The organism is Brachybacterium timonense, assembly GCF_900258505.1.
Lineage (GTDB): Bacteria > Actinomycetota > Actinomycetes > Actinomycetales > Dermabacteraceae > Brachybacterium > Brachybacterium timonense.
The window spans coordinates 1,244,207-1,259,298 of record NZ_LT984895.1; the positions used below are offsets into that span (position 1 = coordinate 1,244,207).

General features: G+C 67.1%; 15 protein-coding genes. 9 read left to right on the forward strand and 6 right to left on the reverse strand.

Annotated elements, in window-relative coordinates; genetic code table 11:
• Nucleotides 1-198 precede the first annotated feature (198 nt).
• The 7 genes from C8271_RS05415 to C8271_RS05445 all read left to right on the forward strand — a co-directional run bounded on the left by C8271_RS05415 (nt 199) and on the right by C8271_RS05445 (nt 5,918).
• Nucleotides 199-663 (forward strand): hypothetical protein, encoded by a 465-nt coding sequence (locus tag C8271_RS05415; protein WP_106506447.1) that lies wholly within the window; start codon nt 199-201, stop codon nt 661-663.
• 16 nt (nt 664-679) lie between these two features.
• The gene (locus C8271_RS05420; RefSeq protein ID WP_138774529.1) at nt 680-1,027 is read left to right on the forward strand and encodes a hypothetical protein; all 348 of its coding nucleotides are present in this window, start codon (nt 680-682) and stop codon (nt 1,025-1,027) included.
• Complete coding sequence (locus C8271_RS05425) at nt 1,024-1,398, forward strand: hypothetical protein (protein ID WP_106506449.1); 375 nt, start codon at nt 1,024-1,026, stop codon at nt 1,396-1,398. Before C8271_RS05420 ends, C8271_RS05425 begins: the two co-directional genes overlap by 4 nt.
• 238 nt (nt 1,399-1,636) lie before the next feature.
• The gene (dnaK, locus tag C8271_RS05430) at nt 1,637-3,508 is read left to right on the forward strand and encodes a molecular chaperone DnaK (protein WP_106506450.1); all 1,872 of its coding nucleotides are present in this window, start codon (nt 1,637-1,639) and stop codon (nt 3,506-3,508) included.
• Complete coding sequence (locus C8271_RS05435; RefSeq protein WP_106506451.1) at nt 3,508-4,218, forward strand: nucleotide exchange factor GrpE; 711 nt, start codon at nt 3,508-3,510, stop codon at nt 4,216-4,218. The genes dnaK and C8271_RS05435 overlap by 1 nt, the downstream gene beginning before the upstream one ends.
• Before the next feature lie 98 nt (nt 4,219-4,316).
• Nucleotides 4,317-5,348 (forward strand): DnaJ C-terminal domain-containing protein, encoded by a 1,032-nt coding sequence (locus C8271_RS05440; protein WP_106506452.1) that lies wholly within the window; start codon nt 4,317-4,319, stop codon nt 5,346-5,348.
• A 129-nt stretch (nt 5,349-5,477) separates the two neighbouring features.
• A complete protein-coding gene (locus tag C8271_RS05445; RefSeq protein WP_106506453.1) occupies nt 5,478-5,918 on the forward strand; it encodes a heat shock protein transcriptional repressor HspR in 441 nt (146 codons plus the stop codon).
• Here C8271_RS05445 and C8271_RS05450 read toward each other — a convergent pair.
• From C8271_RS05450 to C8271_RS05465, 4 genes are all read right to left on the reverse strand, one after another.
• Nucleotides 5,833-7,107: a glycosyltransferase family 4 protein gene (locus C8271_RS05450; RefSeq protein ID WP_106506454.1), complete on the reverse strand. Its 1,275-nt coding sequence runs from the start codon at nt 7,105-7,107 to the stop codon at nt 5,833-5,835. The genes C8271_RS05445 and C8271_RS05450 overlap by 86 nt on opposite strands.
• A gap of 32 nt (nt 7,108-7,139) precedes the next feature.
• Complete coding sequence (locus C8271_RS05455) at nt 7,140-7,940, reverse strand: TVP38/TMEM64 family protein (RefSeq protein WP_245920930.1); 801 nt, start codon at nt 7,938-7,940, stop codon at nt 7,140-7,142.
• Nucleotides 7,937-9,250, reverse strand: coding sequence for a glycosyltransferase (locus tag C8271_RS05460; protein WP_245920932.1), 1,314 nt, complete (start codon nt 9,248-9,250; stop codon nt 7,937-7,939). The genes C8271_RS05455 and C8271_RS05460 overlap by 4 nt, the downstream gene beginning before the upstream one ends.
• A gap of 190 nt (nt 9,251-9,440) precedes the next feature.
• Nucleotides 9,441-9,917: a YbhB/YbcL family Raf kinase inhibitor-like protein gene (locus C8271_RS05465; protein WP_106506455.1), complete on the reverse strand. Its 477-nt coding sequence runs from the start codon at nt 9,915-9,917 to the stop codon at nt 9,441-9,443.
• Between the two features lie 83 nt (nt 9,918-10,000).
• Here C8271_RS05465 and C8271_RS05470 point away from each other — a divergent pair, with 83 nt between their 5' ends.
• The gene (locus C8271_RS05470) at nt 10,001-11,314 is read left to right on the forward strand and encodes a carboxylate--amine ligase (RefSeq protein WP_106506456.1); all 1,314 of its coding nucleotides are present in this window, start codon (nt 10,001-10,003) and stop codon (nt 11,312-11,314) included.
• Nucleotides 11,311-12,069 (forward strand): cysteate racemase, encoded by a 759-nt coding sequence (cuyB, locus tag C8271_RS05475; protein WP_245920934.1) that lies wholly within the window; start codon nt 11,311-11,313, stop codon nt 12,067-12,069. The genes C8271_RS05470 and cuyB overlap by 4 nt, the downstream gene beginning before the upstream one ends.
• 12 nt (nt 12,070-12,081) lie before the next feature.
• Here cuyB and C8271_RS05480 read toward each other — a convergent pair whose 3' ends face one another.
• Both C8271_RS05480 and C8271_RS05485 read right to left on the reverse strand, forming a co-directional pair.
• The gene (locus C8271_RS05480; protein ID WP_106506457.1) at nt 12,082-13,338 is read right to left on the reverse strand and encodes a carboxylate--amine ligase; all 1,257 of its coding nucleotides are present in this window, start codon (nt 13,336-13,338) and stop codon (nt 12,082-12,084) included.
• A gap of 33 nt (nt 13,339-13,371) precedes the next feature.
• Nucleotides 13,372-15,075 (reverse strand): glycoside hydrolase family 13 protein, encoded by a 1,704-nt coding sequence (locus tag C8271_RS05485; protein ID WP_106506458.1) that lies wholly within the window; start codon nt 15,073-15,075, stop codon nt 13,372-13,374.
• Nucleotides 15,076-15,092 lie beyond the last annotated feature (17 nt).

Below are 15,092 nucleotides of genomic sequence, written 5' to 3' on the forward strand. Positions count from 1 at the left end.
AGCACTTCAGCCTCATCCGAGTCCTCCTGGTAGCGGTCGATCCCGTGCATTGACGCGCGTTGCCCTGTGGTCGAGATGTGGAGACTTGGGATGCGCCCTGTAGAACCTGCGAGGATCCTCCCCTCGAGGTGACCCCTGCGGCCTACTGTCGAGGATCATCGGGCGGACCACGCAGCCCGTTGCGTACGAGGAGGCGGCATGACCGAACGTCGAGCCCTGATCGCGGTCGTCATCGGGAGCAGCCTGGTAGCGCTCACCGTCATCGTCGCGATCGTCGTCTCCATCGTGGTGTCAACCTCGCACCCGCTGAAGCCGCTGGAGAACAGGGTCGGGCGCGAGCTGCCGGTCGATGCTGCCGTCGAGGAGATCGCACGGTCCGACGGCGGGTTCCAGGGCGACGGCGTCTCGATCTACCGGGTGGGTTCCGACGCGCCGACCGAGGGCACGCTCCTGGACCTGCGAGGGAGTGAGGAGCCCGTCCGGGGAGAGCTCGCCCAGCACCTCGAGGACCTCACGCGCATCGCAGCGGAGCGTGCCGCTCTCGACGGTGTACGGCTGACAGCCTGCGGCACCCTCGTCGCGCCGACGGAGACGGACAGGTATGAGGCGATCCTCTGCCGCACTGACAAGGATGCGACCTGGCTGATCTATGAGGCGCGCTGAGGGTTCGCGCCGACGGATGCACGGAGCACGAGAGGTTCACGTCGCCCGGGTCGAGGCCGTCGGTCACCTCCGGGTCGTAGTCGATGTAGCCGCAGAAGTGGTCGTCCAGCCAGATCCCGAAGGGACGCTTGGGCAGGCCGCCAACGATCCGCCGCAGCCGGTCCTCGAAGTACGCCCGCGTGTGCTCGACGTCGGCGTACCCGCAGGTCAGCCAGGTGACGATGAGTTCGTCCTCGCCGGCACTGTGCGCCGCGGCGTCCTCGAGGCGGAAGGACCTGATCTCGACTCCCATGCCTCTGATCGTGGGCGCGGTGGGCGTGCATCGGCCGACGGAGAGGGGCTCGCATTCCGCCCCGCTGCGTGACAGCATCCGATCGTGAACAGCTTCGAGAACGCGGCTGGAGCGAGCGCAGAGCGACGCCACGACGTGTCGGCCTGCGGCGCGCGTCAGCCGAGTGTGGGGGAGCGGCCACCGCAGCCCGCGCCGATGCCCGGCTCTTCGTGATCGAGACCCGCCTGCCGAACGAGCAGGAGCATCGGCGCCGCGTCGAGGCGCGCACAGCGGACTTCCCCGGACACCGGATGCCGACCTGGGACGAGGTCCAGTCCGACGGCTGGATCCCCGGGGACGAGGAACGCGACGGACCGCGGATCCTCATCGACACGACGGATGCGGAGGTTGCTGCCGCACAGGCGCTCGCGGGCATCAGAGCGCACCACCAACACACTTTGTGACCCCCGCCACTCGCAGGGCGCCCTGGAATAGCCGACCCCTCCCGGGAGTTGAGTCGGGTGTACTCAAGTTTGAGCGCCTCGGTTTGACACCGATCCGACCGAGTCCTCTACTTGAGTCCGTACAACTCAAGTCTTGCCGCCGGCCCCGGCGGCCGGCGGAGTCGCCCGGTGGGTCCGACCCACCCCGCGACGATGCATGAACCAGATGCGGAGATCCTCCGCAGAAAGGCAGGCACCTATGTCCCGTGTCGTCGGAATCGACCTCGGAACCACCAACTCCTGCGTCGCCGTCCTCGAAGGTGGCAAGCCCACCGTGATCGCCAACGCCGAGGGCGCCCGCACCACCCCGTCGGTGGTCGCGTTCTCCAAGCAGGGCGAGGTGCTCGTCGGTGAGGTCGCCAAGCGGCAGGCCGCCACCAACGTTGACCGCACCATCTCCTCCGTGAAGCGCCACATGGGCACCGACTGGACCCAGGAGATCGACGATAAGAAGTACACCCCGCAGGAGATCTCCGCCCGCACCCTGGGCAAGCTCAAGCGCGACGCCGAGTCCTACCTGGGCGAGACCGTGACCGACGCGGTGATCACCGTGCCGGCGTACTTCTCCGACTCGGAGCGCCAGGCCACGAAGGACGCCGGCCAGATCGCCGGTCTCAACGTGCTGCGCATCATCAACGAGCCCACCGCTGCGGCTCTCGCCTACGGTCTGGAGAAGGGCAAGGACGATGAGCAGATCCTCGTCTTCGACCTCGGCGGCGGCACCTTCGACGTTTCCCTGCTCGAAGTGAGCAAGGACGATGAAGGCTCCACCATTCAGGTGCAGGCCACTGCAGGCGATAACCGCCTGGGCGGCGATGACTGGGATCAGAAGATCGTTGACTGGCTCGTCCAGCAGGTGAAGAACAAGGAAGGCGCGGACGTCTCCAAGGACAAGATCGCGCTGCACCGTCTGCGCGAGGCCGCCGAGCAGGCCAAGCGGGAGCTCAGCTCCTCCACCTCGACCTCCATCACTCTGCAGTACCTGTCGATGACGGAGAACGGCCCCGTCCACCTGGACGAGAAGCTGACCCGCGCCCAGTTCGAGGACATGACCTCGGATCTGTTGGATCGCTGCAAGGCTCCGTTCCACCAGGTCATCAAGGACGCCGGTATTTCGGTGTCCGAGATCGACCACGTGGTTCTCGTCGGTGGCTCCACCCGTATGCCGGCCGTGACCGAGCTCGTCAAGGAGCTCACGGGCGGTAAGGAGCCCAACAAGGGCGTGAACCCCGATGAGGTCGTCGCCGTGGGCGCGGCTCTGCAGGGCGCTGTCCTGAAGGGCGAGCGCAAGGACGTTCTGCTCATGGACGTCACCCCGCTGTCCTTGGGCATCGAGACCAAGGGCGGTGTGATGACCAAGCTCATCGAGCGCAACGCCGCGATCCCCACGAAGACCTCTGAGGTGTTCTCCACGGCGGACGACAACCAGCCGTCGGTGGCGATCCAGGTGTTCCAGGGCGAGCGCCAGTTCACTCGCGACAACAAGCTGCTCGGTACCTTCGAGCTGACCGGCATCGCCCCGGCGCCCCGCGGCATGCCCCAGATCGAGGTCACCTTTGACATCGACTCCAACGGCATCGTGCACGTGACCGCGAAGGACCGCGGCACCGGCAACGAGCAGTCCATCCAGATCACCGGCGGATCCGCCCTCTCCGAGGAGGACATCGACCGCATGATCAAGGACGCCGAGGCTCACGCTGCCGAGGACGAGGAGCGCCGCAAGAACGCCGACGCCCGCAACACCCTCGAGCAGCTCGTCTACCAGGGCGAGAAGCTGCTCAAGGACAACGCCGACAAGATCTCTGACGGCGACAAGACCACGGCTGAGGACGCCATCAAGGAAGCCAAGGAGACCCTGGCGAACGAGGATGCTGCCACCGCAGACCTCGAAGCCAAGCGGGACTCCCTGAACGAGGCTCTGCAGGCCGTGGGTACCGCGATCTACTCGCAGGCCCAGGCTGAGGGCGCCGACGGTGCCGCGCCGGCAGGTGACGGCTCCGAGGACGCTTCCGCCCAGGATGAGGACGTGGTCGACGCCGAGATCGTGGACGAGGACGAGGAGAACAAGTGATGACCGAGGACCAGAGCACTCCCGAGGACGCGCAGCGCCCGCAGGGCGAGCCGCGGTTCTCCTTCACCGACAAACGGAAGGTGGACCCGGTGGACGGCAGTGTCCGTGCGACCGGGTCCACCCCGGCCCCGGACTCGGACACGGCCGACGCAGCAGAGGTGACGCCTGAAGCAGGCGCCGCAGCGACCGCCCACGACGGTTCCACCGATCCGGTGGACGCTGAGGCCGCTGCGCTCTACGAGCAGGCACGCCAGGATGATGCCGAGCCGGGTGAGGCCCGCGTGGCCGAACTCGAGCAGCAGGTCGCTGACCTCACCGAGCAGCTGAAGCGCGAGCAGGCGGAGTACGTCAACTCCCGTCGTCGCATCGAGGCTGCCGCTGAGGTGGCGAAGGAAGCCGCTGTGGGTCGCGTGCTCAGCTCGCTGATCAGCGTGCTGGACGATGTGGAGCTGGGCCGCCAGCACGGCGACATCGTCGAAGGCACCACGGTGCACACGCTCACCCAGAAGCTCGAGGGTGCCTTGCGCGCCCACGGCATGGAGCGCTACGGCGCTGTGGGCGATGCGTTCGACCCGACGCTGCACGAGGCCCTCATGCACGAGGAGGCCGAGGTCGAGCAGCCCGAGATCAGCGTGGTCATGCAGCCGGGCTACCGGATGCACGACAAGGTGCTGCGCCCCGCCCGCGTGGGCACGCGCGGCCCGGCCTGATTCCGGCTCGCTGGCCACTGCAGGTCCCGTCCGCCGCAGCGGGCGGGACCTGCCCCTGAACACAGACACATCCGACGCTCCCGAAAGGAGACGCACACATGTCCCAGCAGGAATGGCTGAATCAGGACTTCTACAAGATCCTCGGCGTCTCGAGCGATGCGAGCGCGGAGGAGATCAAGAAGGCCTACCGCAAGAAGGCCCGCAAGCTCCACCCTGACCGCAACCCCGGTGACAAGGCCGCGGAGGAGGAGCTGAAGCAGGTCAGCGAGGCCTACGGCGTGCTGAACAACGCCGAGCAGCGCAAACAGTACGACGCGATTCGCGCCATGGGAGCTGGTGGTGCGCGCTTCGCAGCCGGAGCTGGCGGTGCCGGGGGGGCCGGCTTCGAAGACATCTTCGGCTCGATGTTCGGCGGCCAGGGCGGCAACGTGCGTTTTGGCGCGGGCGGCGGTCCCCAGGGAGCGGGCGGTCCTGACCTCGAGGACCTGCTGGCCATGTTCGGTGGCGGTGGTGGCGGATTCGCGGGCGGTCGCAGCGCCGGTTTCGGCGGCGGCTTCCCTGGCGCCGGGCACAGTCCCCATGCCGGTGGCGAGAACATCTCCGCCCGTACACGACTGTCCTTCCGTGACGCTGCGCTCGGCACTGAAGTGCGGCTCACCGTGGAGGGCCGCACGTTCACCACGCGTATCCCCGCCGGTGTGCACGACGGGCAGCGCATCCGGTTGCGCGGTAAGGGGCGCCCCGGCAACGGTGGCTCTCCCGCCGGTGACCTGATGCTCACCGTCGAAGTCGCTGACCATCCCGTGTGGTCGATGGATGGTGCGAACCTGCGGATCACACTGCCTGTGTCCTTTGATGAAGCGGTGCTCGGCGCCACTGTCGAGGTGCCGCTCCTTGATGGGGGCAGTGTGAAGGTGAAGGTGCCCGCCGGCAGCCGGTCCGGCTCGACTCTGCGGGTGCGCGGCAGGGGGCTTGTGACCGCGAAGAAGACCGGCGACCTGCTGGTCACTCTCGATATCGCCGTCCCTTCGCACGTCAGTGGCAAGGCGAAGAAGGCAGTGCACGACCTGCGCGAGGCACTCGCGGACGAAGACCCCCGTGCGGGTCTCGCGGACGCAGCCGCGCAGTGACGCCCGGGCCTCGCGCCAGCGGTGGCGAGGCGGCGTAGGGAAGTAACACACAGCAAGAGCGCAGCGCAGCGACGCAAAGCGGTGGCACGCAGCAAGAACGCAGCGCAGTGACGCAGGGAGGAGCAGCGCATGAGCCCGCATCAACGCATTGACGAGCACGCGCATGTGTTCGCGATCTCCGTGGCCGCCGAACTTGCGGGCATGCACCCGCAGACCCTGCGCCAGTACGACCGCATCGGACTGGTGGTTCCGGTGCGTACACGAGGCCGCGGCCGACGCTATAGCGCCCGTGACGTTGCGAAGCTGCGCATCGTGCAGCGGCTGTCCCAGGACGAGGGCATTAACCTTGCCGGGATCCGGCGGATCCTGGAGCTCGAAGACGAACTCGATGCTGTACGTGCTCAGCTCGATGCGGTTCAGAGCGAGCTGGAGCGCGTGACGGCCGAGCGTCGACGCGTGTTTGCGGCCGACCGGGATGGGCGGATCAGCGCCCTGCGTCGCGGCGAGCGGCCGCGGCGCGAGCCCGGAGCGCTCGTGCTGTGGCGGCCGCCTTGGCGCCACCAGCCCTGATCGCGCAGCCCAGAGCCCCTTGCGTACGGCCCAGCCGGTTCTGGAAGGACAGTCCGCGCCCGGCGTCGGCGCGGTGCGAGGGCGTCCCGTCCGTAGCAGGCTCATGCGGGGACGTCGGCGCAAGACCGAGGCTCGCGTAGATCTGGCCGAGCCGCTCCGCGACGCGACTGAGGTCCAGCTCCTCCGCAGCTGCACGCCCGGCGGCCGTCACATCGGGCAGGTGACCCGCATGCAGGTCCGTGAGCCGCCGCGCCACAGCGCCGGGGAAGTCACCGCCGTCCGGCACCTGATGGGTCACCACCCCGTCGGGCAGCCACTCACGGTAGATCGGGATGTCTCGCAGCACCGCCGGCGCGCCGCAGGCAAGCGCTTCGAGCAGCACGATGCCTTCGGTCTCCTCCTTCGTGAGGAAGCAGAAGGCGTCGGCGCCGCAGTACGCCTCCCGCAGCACCTCTTGGCTCACGTAGCCGGGGAATCGGCAGTTTGCCGGGGCTTCCCGCAGTGCGCGACGCACAGGCTCGGTCAGCATCGCCGGGTCGGTGCGGCCGTACCAGACGAATGTCGTCTCTGGCATGCGTTGGGCCAGTTCGACCCAGTCCACGATGCCCTTGCGCACCATCTGCAGACCGACGCTCACCACGACATGAGCATCATCCGACAGTCCCAGCTGTTCGCGCAGGCGGCCACGGGCCGACGGGTCGGGTCGGAAGAACGCCGTGTCCACACCGTTGGACAGCACATGGATCTGCCGCGTGATGCCGTAGATCGGCCGGGAGATGATCGACCGCGCATACTCGCTGGGCGTTACCACCGCGTCGCCGAGCCGGTACAGGTGCGCGATCCAGCGGCGGAACAGCGGTGCAGCGGCATTGGCACCGGTGAATGAGTCGCGGAAATCCTCCTCGGTCGAGTGCGCCCACACCAGCACCGGTCGCCCGCGCAGCCGAGCCCAGCGGGCCAGCAGGGGAGAGTCCGGGAACGGCGTGTTCACGTGGATCACGTCGAAGGTGCCGAAGGGGTTGGTCACCACCTCGTGGCCGAGTGCCCGGACAGCGTCGGCCTGGTGGCGCATTGCTGCACCGATGCCGGAGGTGCGAGCCAGGCTGCCCATCCCGCTGGGCAGAAGCACGCGCAACGGGGTGTGCGCGGCAGGCTGAGCAGGCAATGGGGTGGCAGGGGAATCAGTCATCAGGCGTCAGCGTTCGTGTCACGGGATCTCGGTCACCAGGGCAGGACTCTCATGATCAGGGCGCTCACACCCAGCCCGTAGGCGACCAGCGCCCATGGCTTGCACAGCAGGATCACCAGCGCATACGTGCGCCACGTCATCCGTGTGGTGCCCGCCAGATAGCACAGCAAGTCATCCGGGGCGACCGGCAGAGCGATCGCGACAGCGAAGGCCCGCGTGAAGTTCGGTGAGCGGGTCCAGCCCAGGTATTTGTCCACGAGGCGAGGGCTGAAGAGACGTTCGATCAGCGCCATCCCCACGTGCCGTGCGATCGCGAAATTCAGGAAAGACCCGGTGCACACAGCGATGTAGTTGTAGAGCGTGCCCTCGAGGGGACCGAACAGCACGGGACCGGCCACCACCAGCAGGCCGCCCGGGATCACGGGGAACACCACCGCGGCGGTCGAGACCAGCAGGAACATGATCGCGCCCCAGGCGCCGAGCGAATCCATGTAGGCCTGCAGGTTCTCCAGTGAACGCAGCACGCCCGTCTGCATGCCCCAGACCACCAGCAGAATGCTCGCCAGCAACCCGAGCAGCGGAGACAGACGGGCGGCCACACGCAGCGGGTCGCGGCGCGTGGCTGCGGGCTCATCCACCGTGCGGTCCTTCGCCGTCGCGTCGGCGGGCGATGAGACGTGCTCATCAGCTGCCGGGGTTGCTCGCGGATCGATGCGCATCCGACGCAGGTGCTGCGGGCGGTCCTCCGGCAGCCGCTGGGACAGCAGATGCTCTGTGCGCGGCGTGGAGCTGCCCCGCGTTGAGCGACGTGCCACGAAATCCGCGCTGGTCATGCCGCTACCTGCTCACGGCGGGGGCTCAGCAGCTGCCCTCGGCGCGGACGCGTGGAGAGGTACACCCCGAGCACGCCCTCGCCGAAGGCGCGAGAGCCACAGGTGGCTTCGGCATGCTCCACGGCACGCACGCGGAAAGCGTCGCGATCCTGACCGTTGTCCAGCAGCTCGGCGAGCCGAGCCGAGAACTCCTCAGACGTCTCGATCTGATAGCCGGTCTGCCCGTCGATCACCACCTGAGCGATCGACGGATCGCGATGGCACAGCAACGGGAGACCGCTGGCGAGAGCCTCGATGAAGGTGAGTCCCTGCGTCTCGGAGCGGGAGGCACTGACGAATACGTCACCGATGCGGTACCAGCGGTTCACGTCCTGCGGGGCCACGCACCCGGTGAAGCGCACCTGCTCCCGGATCCCGTAGCGGTCCACGGCCGCTTCGAGCTCAGCTCGGTAGGGGCCATCGCCCACGATCACCAGCACGCAGTCCGTGCGCCTGGAGCGTGCCACGTGCTCGATGACCTCCTCGAGGTTCTTCTCTTTCGCCAGGCGGCACACAGACAGCAGGACCTTCTGCTCGGGCCGGACGTTGATCGAGGCACGCAGGGCAGCGGCATCGGCAGTTTCCTGCTCGGTCATCGCCGGACGGAATCGGCTGAGGTCCAGGCCCGTCGGCACCACATGGATCGGTCGACGCACGCGGTAGCGAGTCAGCAGTGTGCGCACCTTCGCGGTGGGCACGATCACGGCGTCGGTGCGGTCCAGCACATGTCGGGACAGCGAGGCGATGACCTTACGGCCCACCGTGCGGCTCGGCGAGTAGTAGTGGGTGTAGTCCTCGTAGATCGTGTGGTACGTGTGCACCAGGGGGATGCCCAGGCTACGTGCGATGCGGCGGGCCCACACGTACGTGGAGAACTCGCACTGGGAATGCACCACGTCGGGATGCCAGCGCAGGATCTCCTGCAGAACAGCGCGGTTGGTGGGCATGCCGATGCGGGCGCTGTCGTAGACGACTCCGGCGGAGACCGAACCGATTCGATAGACCCCTGGCTCGCGGCTCGTGCGCAGGCAAGGGGAGAGGGTCAGAACGCGAACATCGCAGCCCAGCAGCTCGAGCTCCCGGCGCAGGGTCAGCACTGAGGCGACCACACCATTGACCACCGGCTCCCACCAGTCCGTTGTGAGCAGGACACGCAGCGGCCGACCGCCGGGCCCGGCCGTCCGCGCGGCGGTCACGAGGTCCTCACGGCTGCGGCGACGGCCCCAGCTGAACCGAGGTCGGGAGGTGAGGTGTGAGCCGTTCTGCATCATGCCCTCAGACTCCTCCGCTCGCCGGCGCGCGGCATCGGACCTTCGGCCACGACGGATCAGACCCTGGTCTGAGTCCGCCGAAACCGTCTCGCCGGCGCGCGTTCCTGTCATGGCACCGAGCGTACGGTCGGATGGCGCCTCCCGCGCCGGGGCGCGCCCGATGCGTTGCGGAGAGTTTCTCTCTTGCGGGTCAGTTCTTCACCTGATACTCAGCGGTGAGCGATGCAGAACCGAGCTGCTGCGTGAAGATCGCGAACCGTGTGCCGACATGCGGGGCTGCCGGGTCGGCTCCGAGGGTCTCGATGGGCAGGGCATGCACGGTGAAGATGTAGCGGTGCGGGGGACCGGCCGGCGGATTGGGGCCGTCGTAGCCGCTACGCCCAAAGTCGTTGACCGCCTGACGGATCGTCGAGTCCTCGCGGGGTACGCCGACGGGCAGGGAGGTTGCTGGGGCAGGGATATCCCACGCCACCCAGTGCCAGAAGCCGGAACCCGTCGGGGCGTCCGGGTCGTAACAGGTCACGGCGAAGCTCTTGGTGCCCTCCGGCGCTCCGGACCAGGTGAGGTCCGGGGAGGTGCTCTGCCCATCGAGCTCCGGGGCGAGCTGCGGCTGCGCGATCACGGAGCCGTCGGGCGTGGCGGACGAGGTCACGGTGAATGTGCTCATGCACTCCACAGTAGAGGCGGCATAGGGGAGACACCACAGCCCGACCCCACTGCGGCAAGCTGCCCGATGCCTAGACTTGCACCATGTCGAGTTCAGCCCGGACACCTCAGTCCACCGCTGCAGCCAGCGCGTTCACTCCAGTGATCGTGGGCGGCGACATCGGTGCATACTCCTTAGCGCGAGCCTTTCACGAGGCATATGGCCTGCGCAGCACTGTCATCTCGAGGCTGCAGGGATGGCATGTGGATCGTTCCGCGATCATCGACAACGTCAGCTGCCGCGACCCCTTCGACCCACAGGCTCTCGGTGAGACCCTCACCGCCGTCGCCGCCGAGGCTGGCACCGCAAAGCTGCTCCTGCTCGGCTCGGCCGACGCCGCCGTGAAGTCGATCATCCGAGTGCGTGACGAGCTGCAGCTGCTGGGCGAGCAGTGGGTCGTTCCCTATGTGGACCTCGCGACCTTCCGCGCAGGCACGGAGAAGCAGAACTTCACCGAGCTGTGCCAGCGTCTGGACATCGCGCACCCTCTGACCCGCGTGTTCGACCTCGCCGACGATCTGCCGGCCGATGTTGACGGCCTCGATGTCCCCTTCACCTACCCGGTGATCGCCAAGCCTGCCGAAGTCTCCGAATGGAAGAAGGCGGACTTCGCGGGCAAACAAAAGGTGCACACCGTAAACAGCGCGCAGGACCTGCTGGAGCTGCTGCGCCGGATCCACGGGGCCGGCTATCGCGAGTCGATCATCGTGCAGGACCGCATCCCCGGTGACGACCAGAACATGCGGATCCTGACCTGCTACTGCGACGCCGACTCTGTGGTGCGGTTCTCCTCCTTCGGCCGCACCCTCTTGGAGGAGCACAGTCCCGGCGCCATCGGCAATCCGGCCGCGATCATCACCTCCGTGGATCGTGAGGTCACAGCCCAGGCACAGCGCTTGTGCAAGGAGCTCGGCTGGACCGGCTACGCGAATTTCGATCTCAAATACGACTCGCGCGACGGCGCCACCAAATTCTTCGAGCTGAACCCTCGCTTGGGCCGCTCCAACTACTACGTCACCGCAGGCGGCCACAACCCGGTCACCTGGTACGTCGACGAGCACCTCGGCGCGGGGCTGCCCACCGAGGGGCCTGGCTCCGGTGAAGGGGCCGACGGAATCGTGCAGGATCAGCCCGAGACGCTCTACACCGTGGTCCCGGTTGCGCTCGTGAAGCACTACACGACTCTGCCCGACGCGAAGGCGCAGCTGAAGCGCGTGCTTGACGCCAAACGGGTGAAGAACCCACTGATCTACCGTGGCGTGGAGAGGAACCCCCGGCGCTGGGCAATGATCGCGGTCGCCATGGTCAACTATGTGCGCAAGTTCCGCCGCTACTACCGTCCGGGTGAGACCGAGTGAGTGAACAGCTGTCGGCCAGCTGGACGCAGCCAGTCGTCGGAGTGCTGGGCGGTCTGGGGCCTGCGGCAACCGCCGTGTTCATCGATCTGCTCGTGCGCGCGACCCGCGCTGAGACGGATCAGGACCACATCGATGCGATCATCACCCAACACTCCAGCACCCCCGACCGCACGGCGGCAATCCTCGATCCACACGCACCGGACCCGGGCGTGGTGCTTGCTGCGGATGCGCGTCTACTCCAGCGGATGGGCGTGCGGGTCCTCGTCATGCCCTGCAACACCGCCCACCACTATGTGCGGGAAGTCGAGAATGTGCTCGATGAGAACGTGCGCTTTGTGTCGATCCTCGACGAGACCGTGCAGGCTGCTGCCCGTATGGTGAAGCCGACCGGGCGGCCCGTCGCCGTGTTCGCCACGGAGGGCAATATGCATGCGGGCGTATATCGTGACGCTCTTGCGGAAGAGGGGCTTGACACGTGGGCGCCACCGCGCGCGCTTCAGAACCGTATCAACACGCTGATCTACGACCAGGTGAAGGCCGGCGCCCCAGTGGACCGCGGCCAGTTCGAGCAGTGCATCGCCGAGGCAATTGATGCAGGGGCGGGTGTCGTCGTACTGGGCTGCACGGAGCTCTCCGTCATTCACGACCAGCATGGCTTTCGCGGCGATACTCGCATAGTGGACTCCCTGACAGAGCTCGCGCTTGCGACGGTGCGTGCCGCAGGTAAGGAACTGTCGCCCGCATTCAGCGGTTGAAGCCTGTGTAACTCAGAACCCAGATGATGTGGGTCTCGGGTAGTACCGCAGGAACTTGCGGATGTGATTGATCCCGACGGCTCGCGCGTACCTCCGCATCCACCTGCCATCGGGACCGTAGATCCACGGGTTGGCCACACCCCGCCGCGCAGCGGCGCGCACCCGGCGCCTCAGCTCGCCGTCGCGTACGTACCGCAGAAGGAACCACACGGGCACCAGTGAATACAGGACCTCGCCCACATCGGTGACCGGTTCAAGGGCGCGGTGCTCGATCACATCGGCCACCGGGAACCGGGCAATGTTCGCACCTGCGGCCGAGACGTAGAAGTTGTTGCGGCCGATCCGTGGGTTCACCTCGAAGAACACCCAGCGTCCTGTACGTGGATCGAGCTTGATGTCCAGGTTCGCGAAGCCGCGGTAACCGGTGGCCTCCAGCAACGTCCGAGCCTGGGCGAGCGCATCATCCAGGGCAACGGTGATCATGGCCGCTGGCCGGCCGAGTGCATCGGGTGTGTGCTCACCCAGCAACACGCGGGCGCTGCACAGCAGCGTCACACGGGAATGGGTGTCGACATACGCGGTGATCGAGCCTTCTGTGGTGTCATCGCCCGGTACCAGCTCTTGGACCACGAGCCGGCCGCGAAAACCTGCCTGGGCGATCGCGGAGAGCAGCTGCCGAAGCTCCTCGTCGTCGTGGACGAACCACACCTTCTTTTTCTCGGGGAATCGCACGTGTGCCATGTCCGCGGTCCGTGCGGCCTTCACCACAAGCGGGAAAGGAATCCGCGACTTTGGTGGTGTCCAGTTCTCGGGCAGCGGCGCCGTGAAGTCGATAATCTCGGTGCGGGGAGTATCTATTCCGTGCTCAGTGCATAGGCGGGAGAACTCCGCCTTATCCGAGAGCTGATCGAGCAGGCCTGCTGACAGGATCGGCATGACGAAGAGTGGCTCGAGCCGACTGCGGTGGTCACTGAGCATCTGGATGACCGAGTCCGCGTTGGCCAGCAGCAACTGCGGGCGAATAGTGGCCCGGTCACGACCAATCATCTCGAGGCGACGGATCATGTCCTCGTCAGTAGCGCTCCGCCCGAGCTCGATCACCTCAGCGGTCACCGAACGACGCATCGGCTCGATAGCCACCTTGGTCACGACTGTGGCGACCACTCCGTATTCTTCGTGGAACGCACGGGCCACGGCGTGCACGCCGAGGCCCGTGCCCACCAGAACAAGATCGAAATCAGGGGATGCCGCGGGCACAGACTCAGACATGCGCGACATCCTAGTTGGGGGAGCCGACGTGGCTCAGGACTCCGCACCGTCTGCGGCCAGCCATACCGCAGCATCGCCGGGCACGCAGCCCGCCTCGATCGGCGCCGACCCGAGCAGCACAGTAGCCTCGTGATCCACGGGCAGCGTCGCGAGCGTCACGGGGTCCGGCGTCGTGTTCACAACGATGGTCACTGGCCCGTGATGCACGATGAGCACGCCGTCGGGTGCATCGTCGGAGAAGGAGACGCTGTCGCTTGCGCCGTGTGCGCCGAGCTTCAGGGCACGCCGCAGACGAAGCGCCTCGCGGTACATCTCCAGCGTCGACCCCTCGACGCCGGCCTGCTGATCCGCGGCGAGCAGACCGAAGGAACCCGGCTGCGGCAGCCAGCTCGCACCTGTCGGGGAGAACCCGTAGCCGGGAGCGTCGGCCCGCCAGGGCAGCGGCACGCGGCAGCCGTCACGGCCGGGGACGCCGCCGCGCTTGTGCGCCGGGTCCTCGCGCAGCTCATCGGGGATATCCGCCACCTCAGGCAGCCCCAGCTCCTCGCCCTGATACAGATACGCCGAGCCGGGCAGAGCCAGCATCAGCAGCGTCGCGGCGCGTGCACGGCGCAGTCCGAGCTCCGCGTCGGGCGTCTCCTCGCGCGACAGCCCCTCGCCGAAGCGATGGTCCGGAGGGAACCCGTACCGGGTGGCGTGGCGGATCACATCGTGATTCGACAGCACCCACGTCGTCGGGGCACCCACCTGGTCTGCCAGACGCAGCGGCTCGACGATCGCGCGCCGCATCGCCGCCGTGTCCCAGCGAGCCTGGAGGAACCCAAAGTTGAACACCTGGTGCATCTCATCGGGTGCGACGTACTTCGGGATCGAACGCTCCGGAATCCAGGCTTCGCCCACCATCATGCGCTCGCCGGGGTACTCGTCCAGGATCTTCCGCCATTCGCGGTAGATCTCGTGCACGCCGTCGTTGTCGAAGTACACCGGCACTTCGCCCTCGGGCACCACGGCCATGCCGTCGGACCCCACGGGTGAGTCCGGCAGCCCCTCGGGCTTGGCCATGCCGTGGGCGACGTCCACGCGGAAGCCGTCCACGCCGCGGTCCAGCCAGAACCGCAGGATGTCCGCATGCAGCGCATGAACGGCGGGGTTGTCCCAGTTCCAGTCCGGCTGGGTGGTGTCGAACAGGTGCAGGTACCACTGGCCGGGGCGACCGTCGGCCTCGGTCACGCGGGTCCAGGCGTCGCCGTGGAAGATCGAATGCCAGTTGTTCGGGGGCAGCTCACCATTCTCACCGCGTCCCTCACGGAAGATGTACAGGTCACGCTCAGGTGAGCCCGGGCCAGCGGCGAGGGCGCGCTGGAACAGCTCATGCTCGCTGGAGGAGTGGTTCGGTACGACGTCGACGATCACCTTCAGACCAAGGGAGTGTGCGACCTCGATCAGGCGATCGGCGTCCTCGAGGGTGCCGAAACGGGGATCGACGTCCGTGTGGTCGGCTACGTCGTAGCCGCCGTCGTTCTGCGGTGAGGTGTAGAAGGGTGATAGCCAGATCGCGTCGACACCGAGCGAGGCCACATGTTCGAGCCGATCGGTGATGCCGCGCAGATCACCCATGCCGTCACCGTCGGCGTCGGCGAAGGAGCGCGGATAGATCTGATAGACCACCGCATCGCGCCACCACTCGGTGCGGCCCTCGGAAGCAGGCACGGTCGTCGAGGTGTTGATGCTGGTCATGATGTCCTTTCAGCTAC

Bases quoted from the DNA above. Each gene is read 5' to 3' on its own strand.
- C8271_RS05415 (WP_106506447.1), top strand. From the start codon at position 199: ATGACCGAACGTCGAGCCCTGATCGCGGTCGTCATCGGGAGCAGCCTG.
- C8271_RS05420 (WP_138774529.1), top strand. From the start codon at position 680: ATGCACGGAGCACGAGAGGTTCACGTCGCCCGGGTCGAGGCCGTCGGT.
- dnaK (WP_106506450.1), top strand. From the start codon at position 1,637: ATGTCCCGTGTCGTCGGAATCGACCTCGGAACCACCAACTCCTGCGTC.
- C8271_RS05435 (WP_106506451.1), top strand. From the start codon at position 3,508: ATGACCGAGGACCAGAGCACTCCCGAGGACGCGCAGCGCCCGCAGGGC.
- C8271_RS05440 (WP_106506452.1), top strand. From the start codon at position 4,317: ATGTCCCAGCAGGAATGGCTGAATCAGGACTTCTACAAGATCCTCGGC.
- C8271_RS05445 (WP_106506453.1), top strand. From the start codon at position 5,478: ATGAGCCCGCATCAACGCATTGACGAGCACGCGCATGTGTTCGCGATC.
- C8271_RS05450 (WP_106506454.1), bottom strand. From the start codon at position 7,107: ATGACTGATTCCCCTGCCACCCCATTGCCTGCTCAGCCTGCCGCGCAC.
- C8271_RS05455 (WP_245920930.1), bottom strand. From the start codon at position 7,940: ATGACCAGCGCGGATTTCGTGGCACGTCGCTCAACGCGGGGCAGCTCC.
- C8271_RS05460 (WP_245920932.1), bottom strand. From the start codon at position 9,250: ATGATGCAGAACGGCTCACACCTCACCTCCCGACCTCGGTTCAGCTGG.
- C8271_RS05465 (WP_106506455.1), bottom strand. From the start codon at position 9,917: ATGAGCACATTCACCGTGACCTCGTCCGCCACGCCCGACGGCTCCGTG.
- C8271_RS05470 (WP_106506456.1), top strand. From the start codon at position 10,001: ATGTCGAGTTCAGCCCGGACACCTCAGTCCACCGCTGCAGCCAGCGCG.
- C8271_RS05480 (WP_106506457.1), bottom strand. From the start codon at position 13,338: ATGTCTGAGTCTGTGCCCGCGGCATCCCCTGATTTCGATCTTGTTCTG.
- C8271_RS05485 (WP_106506458.1), bottom strand. From the start codon at position 15,075: ATGACCAGCATCAACACCTCGACGACCGTGCCTGCTTCCGAGGGCCGC.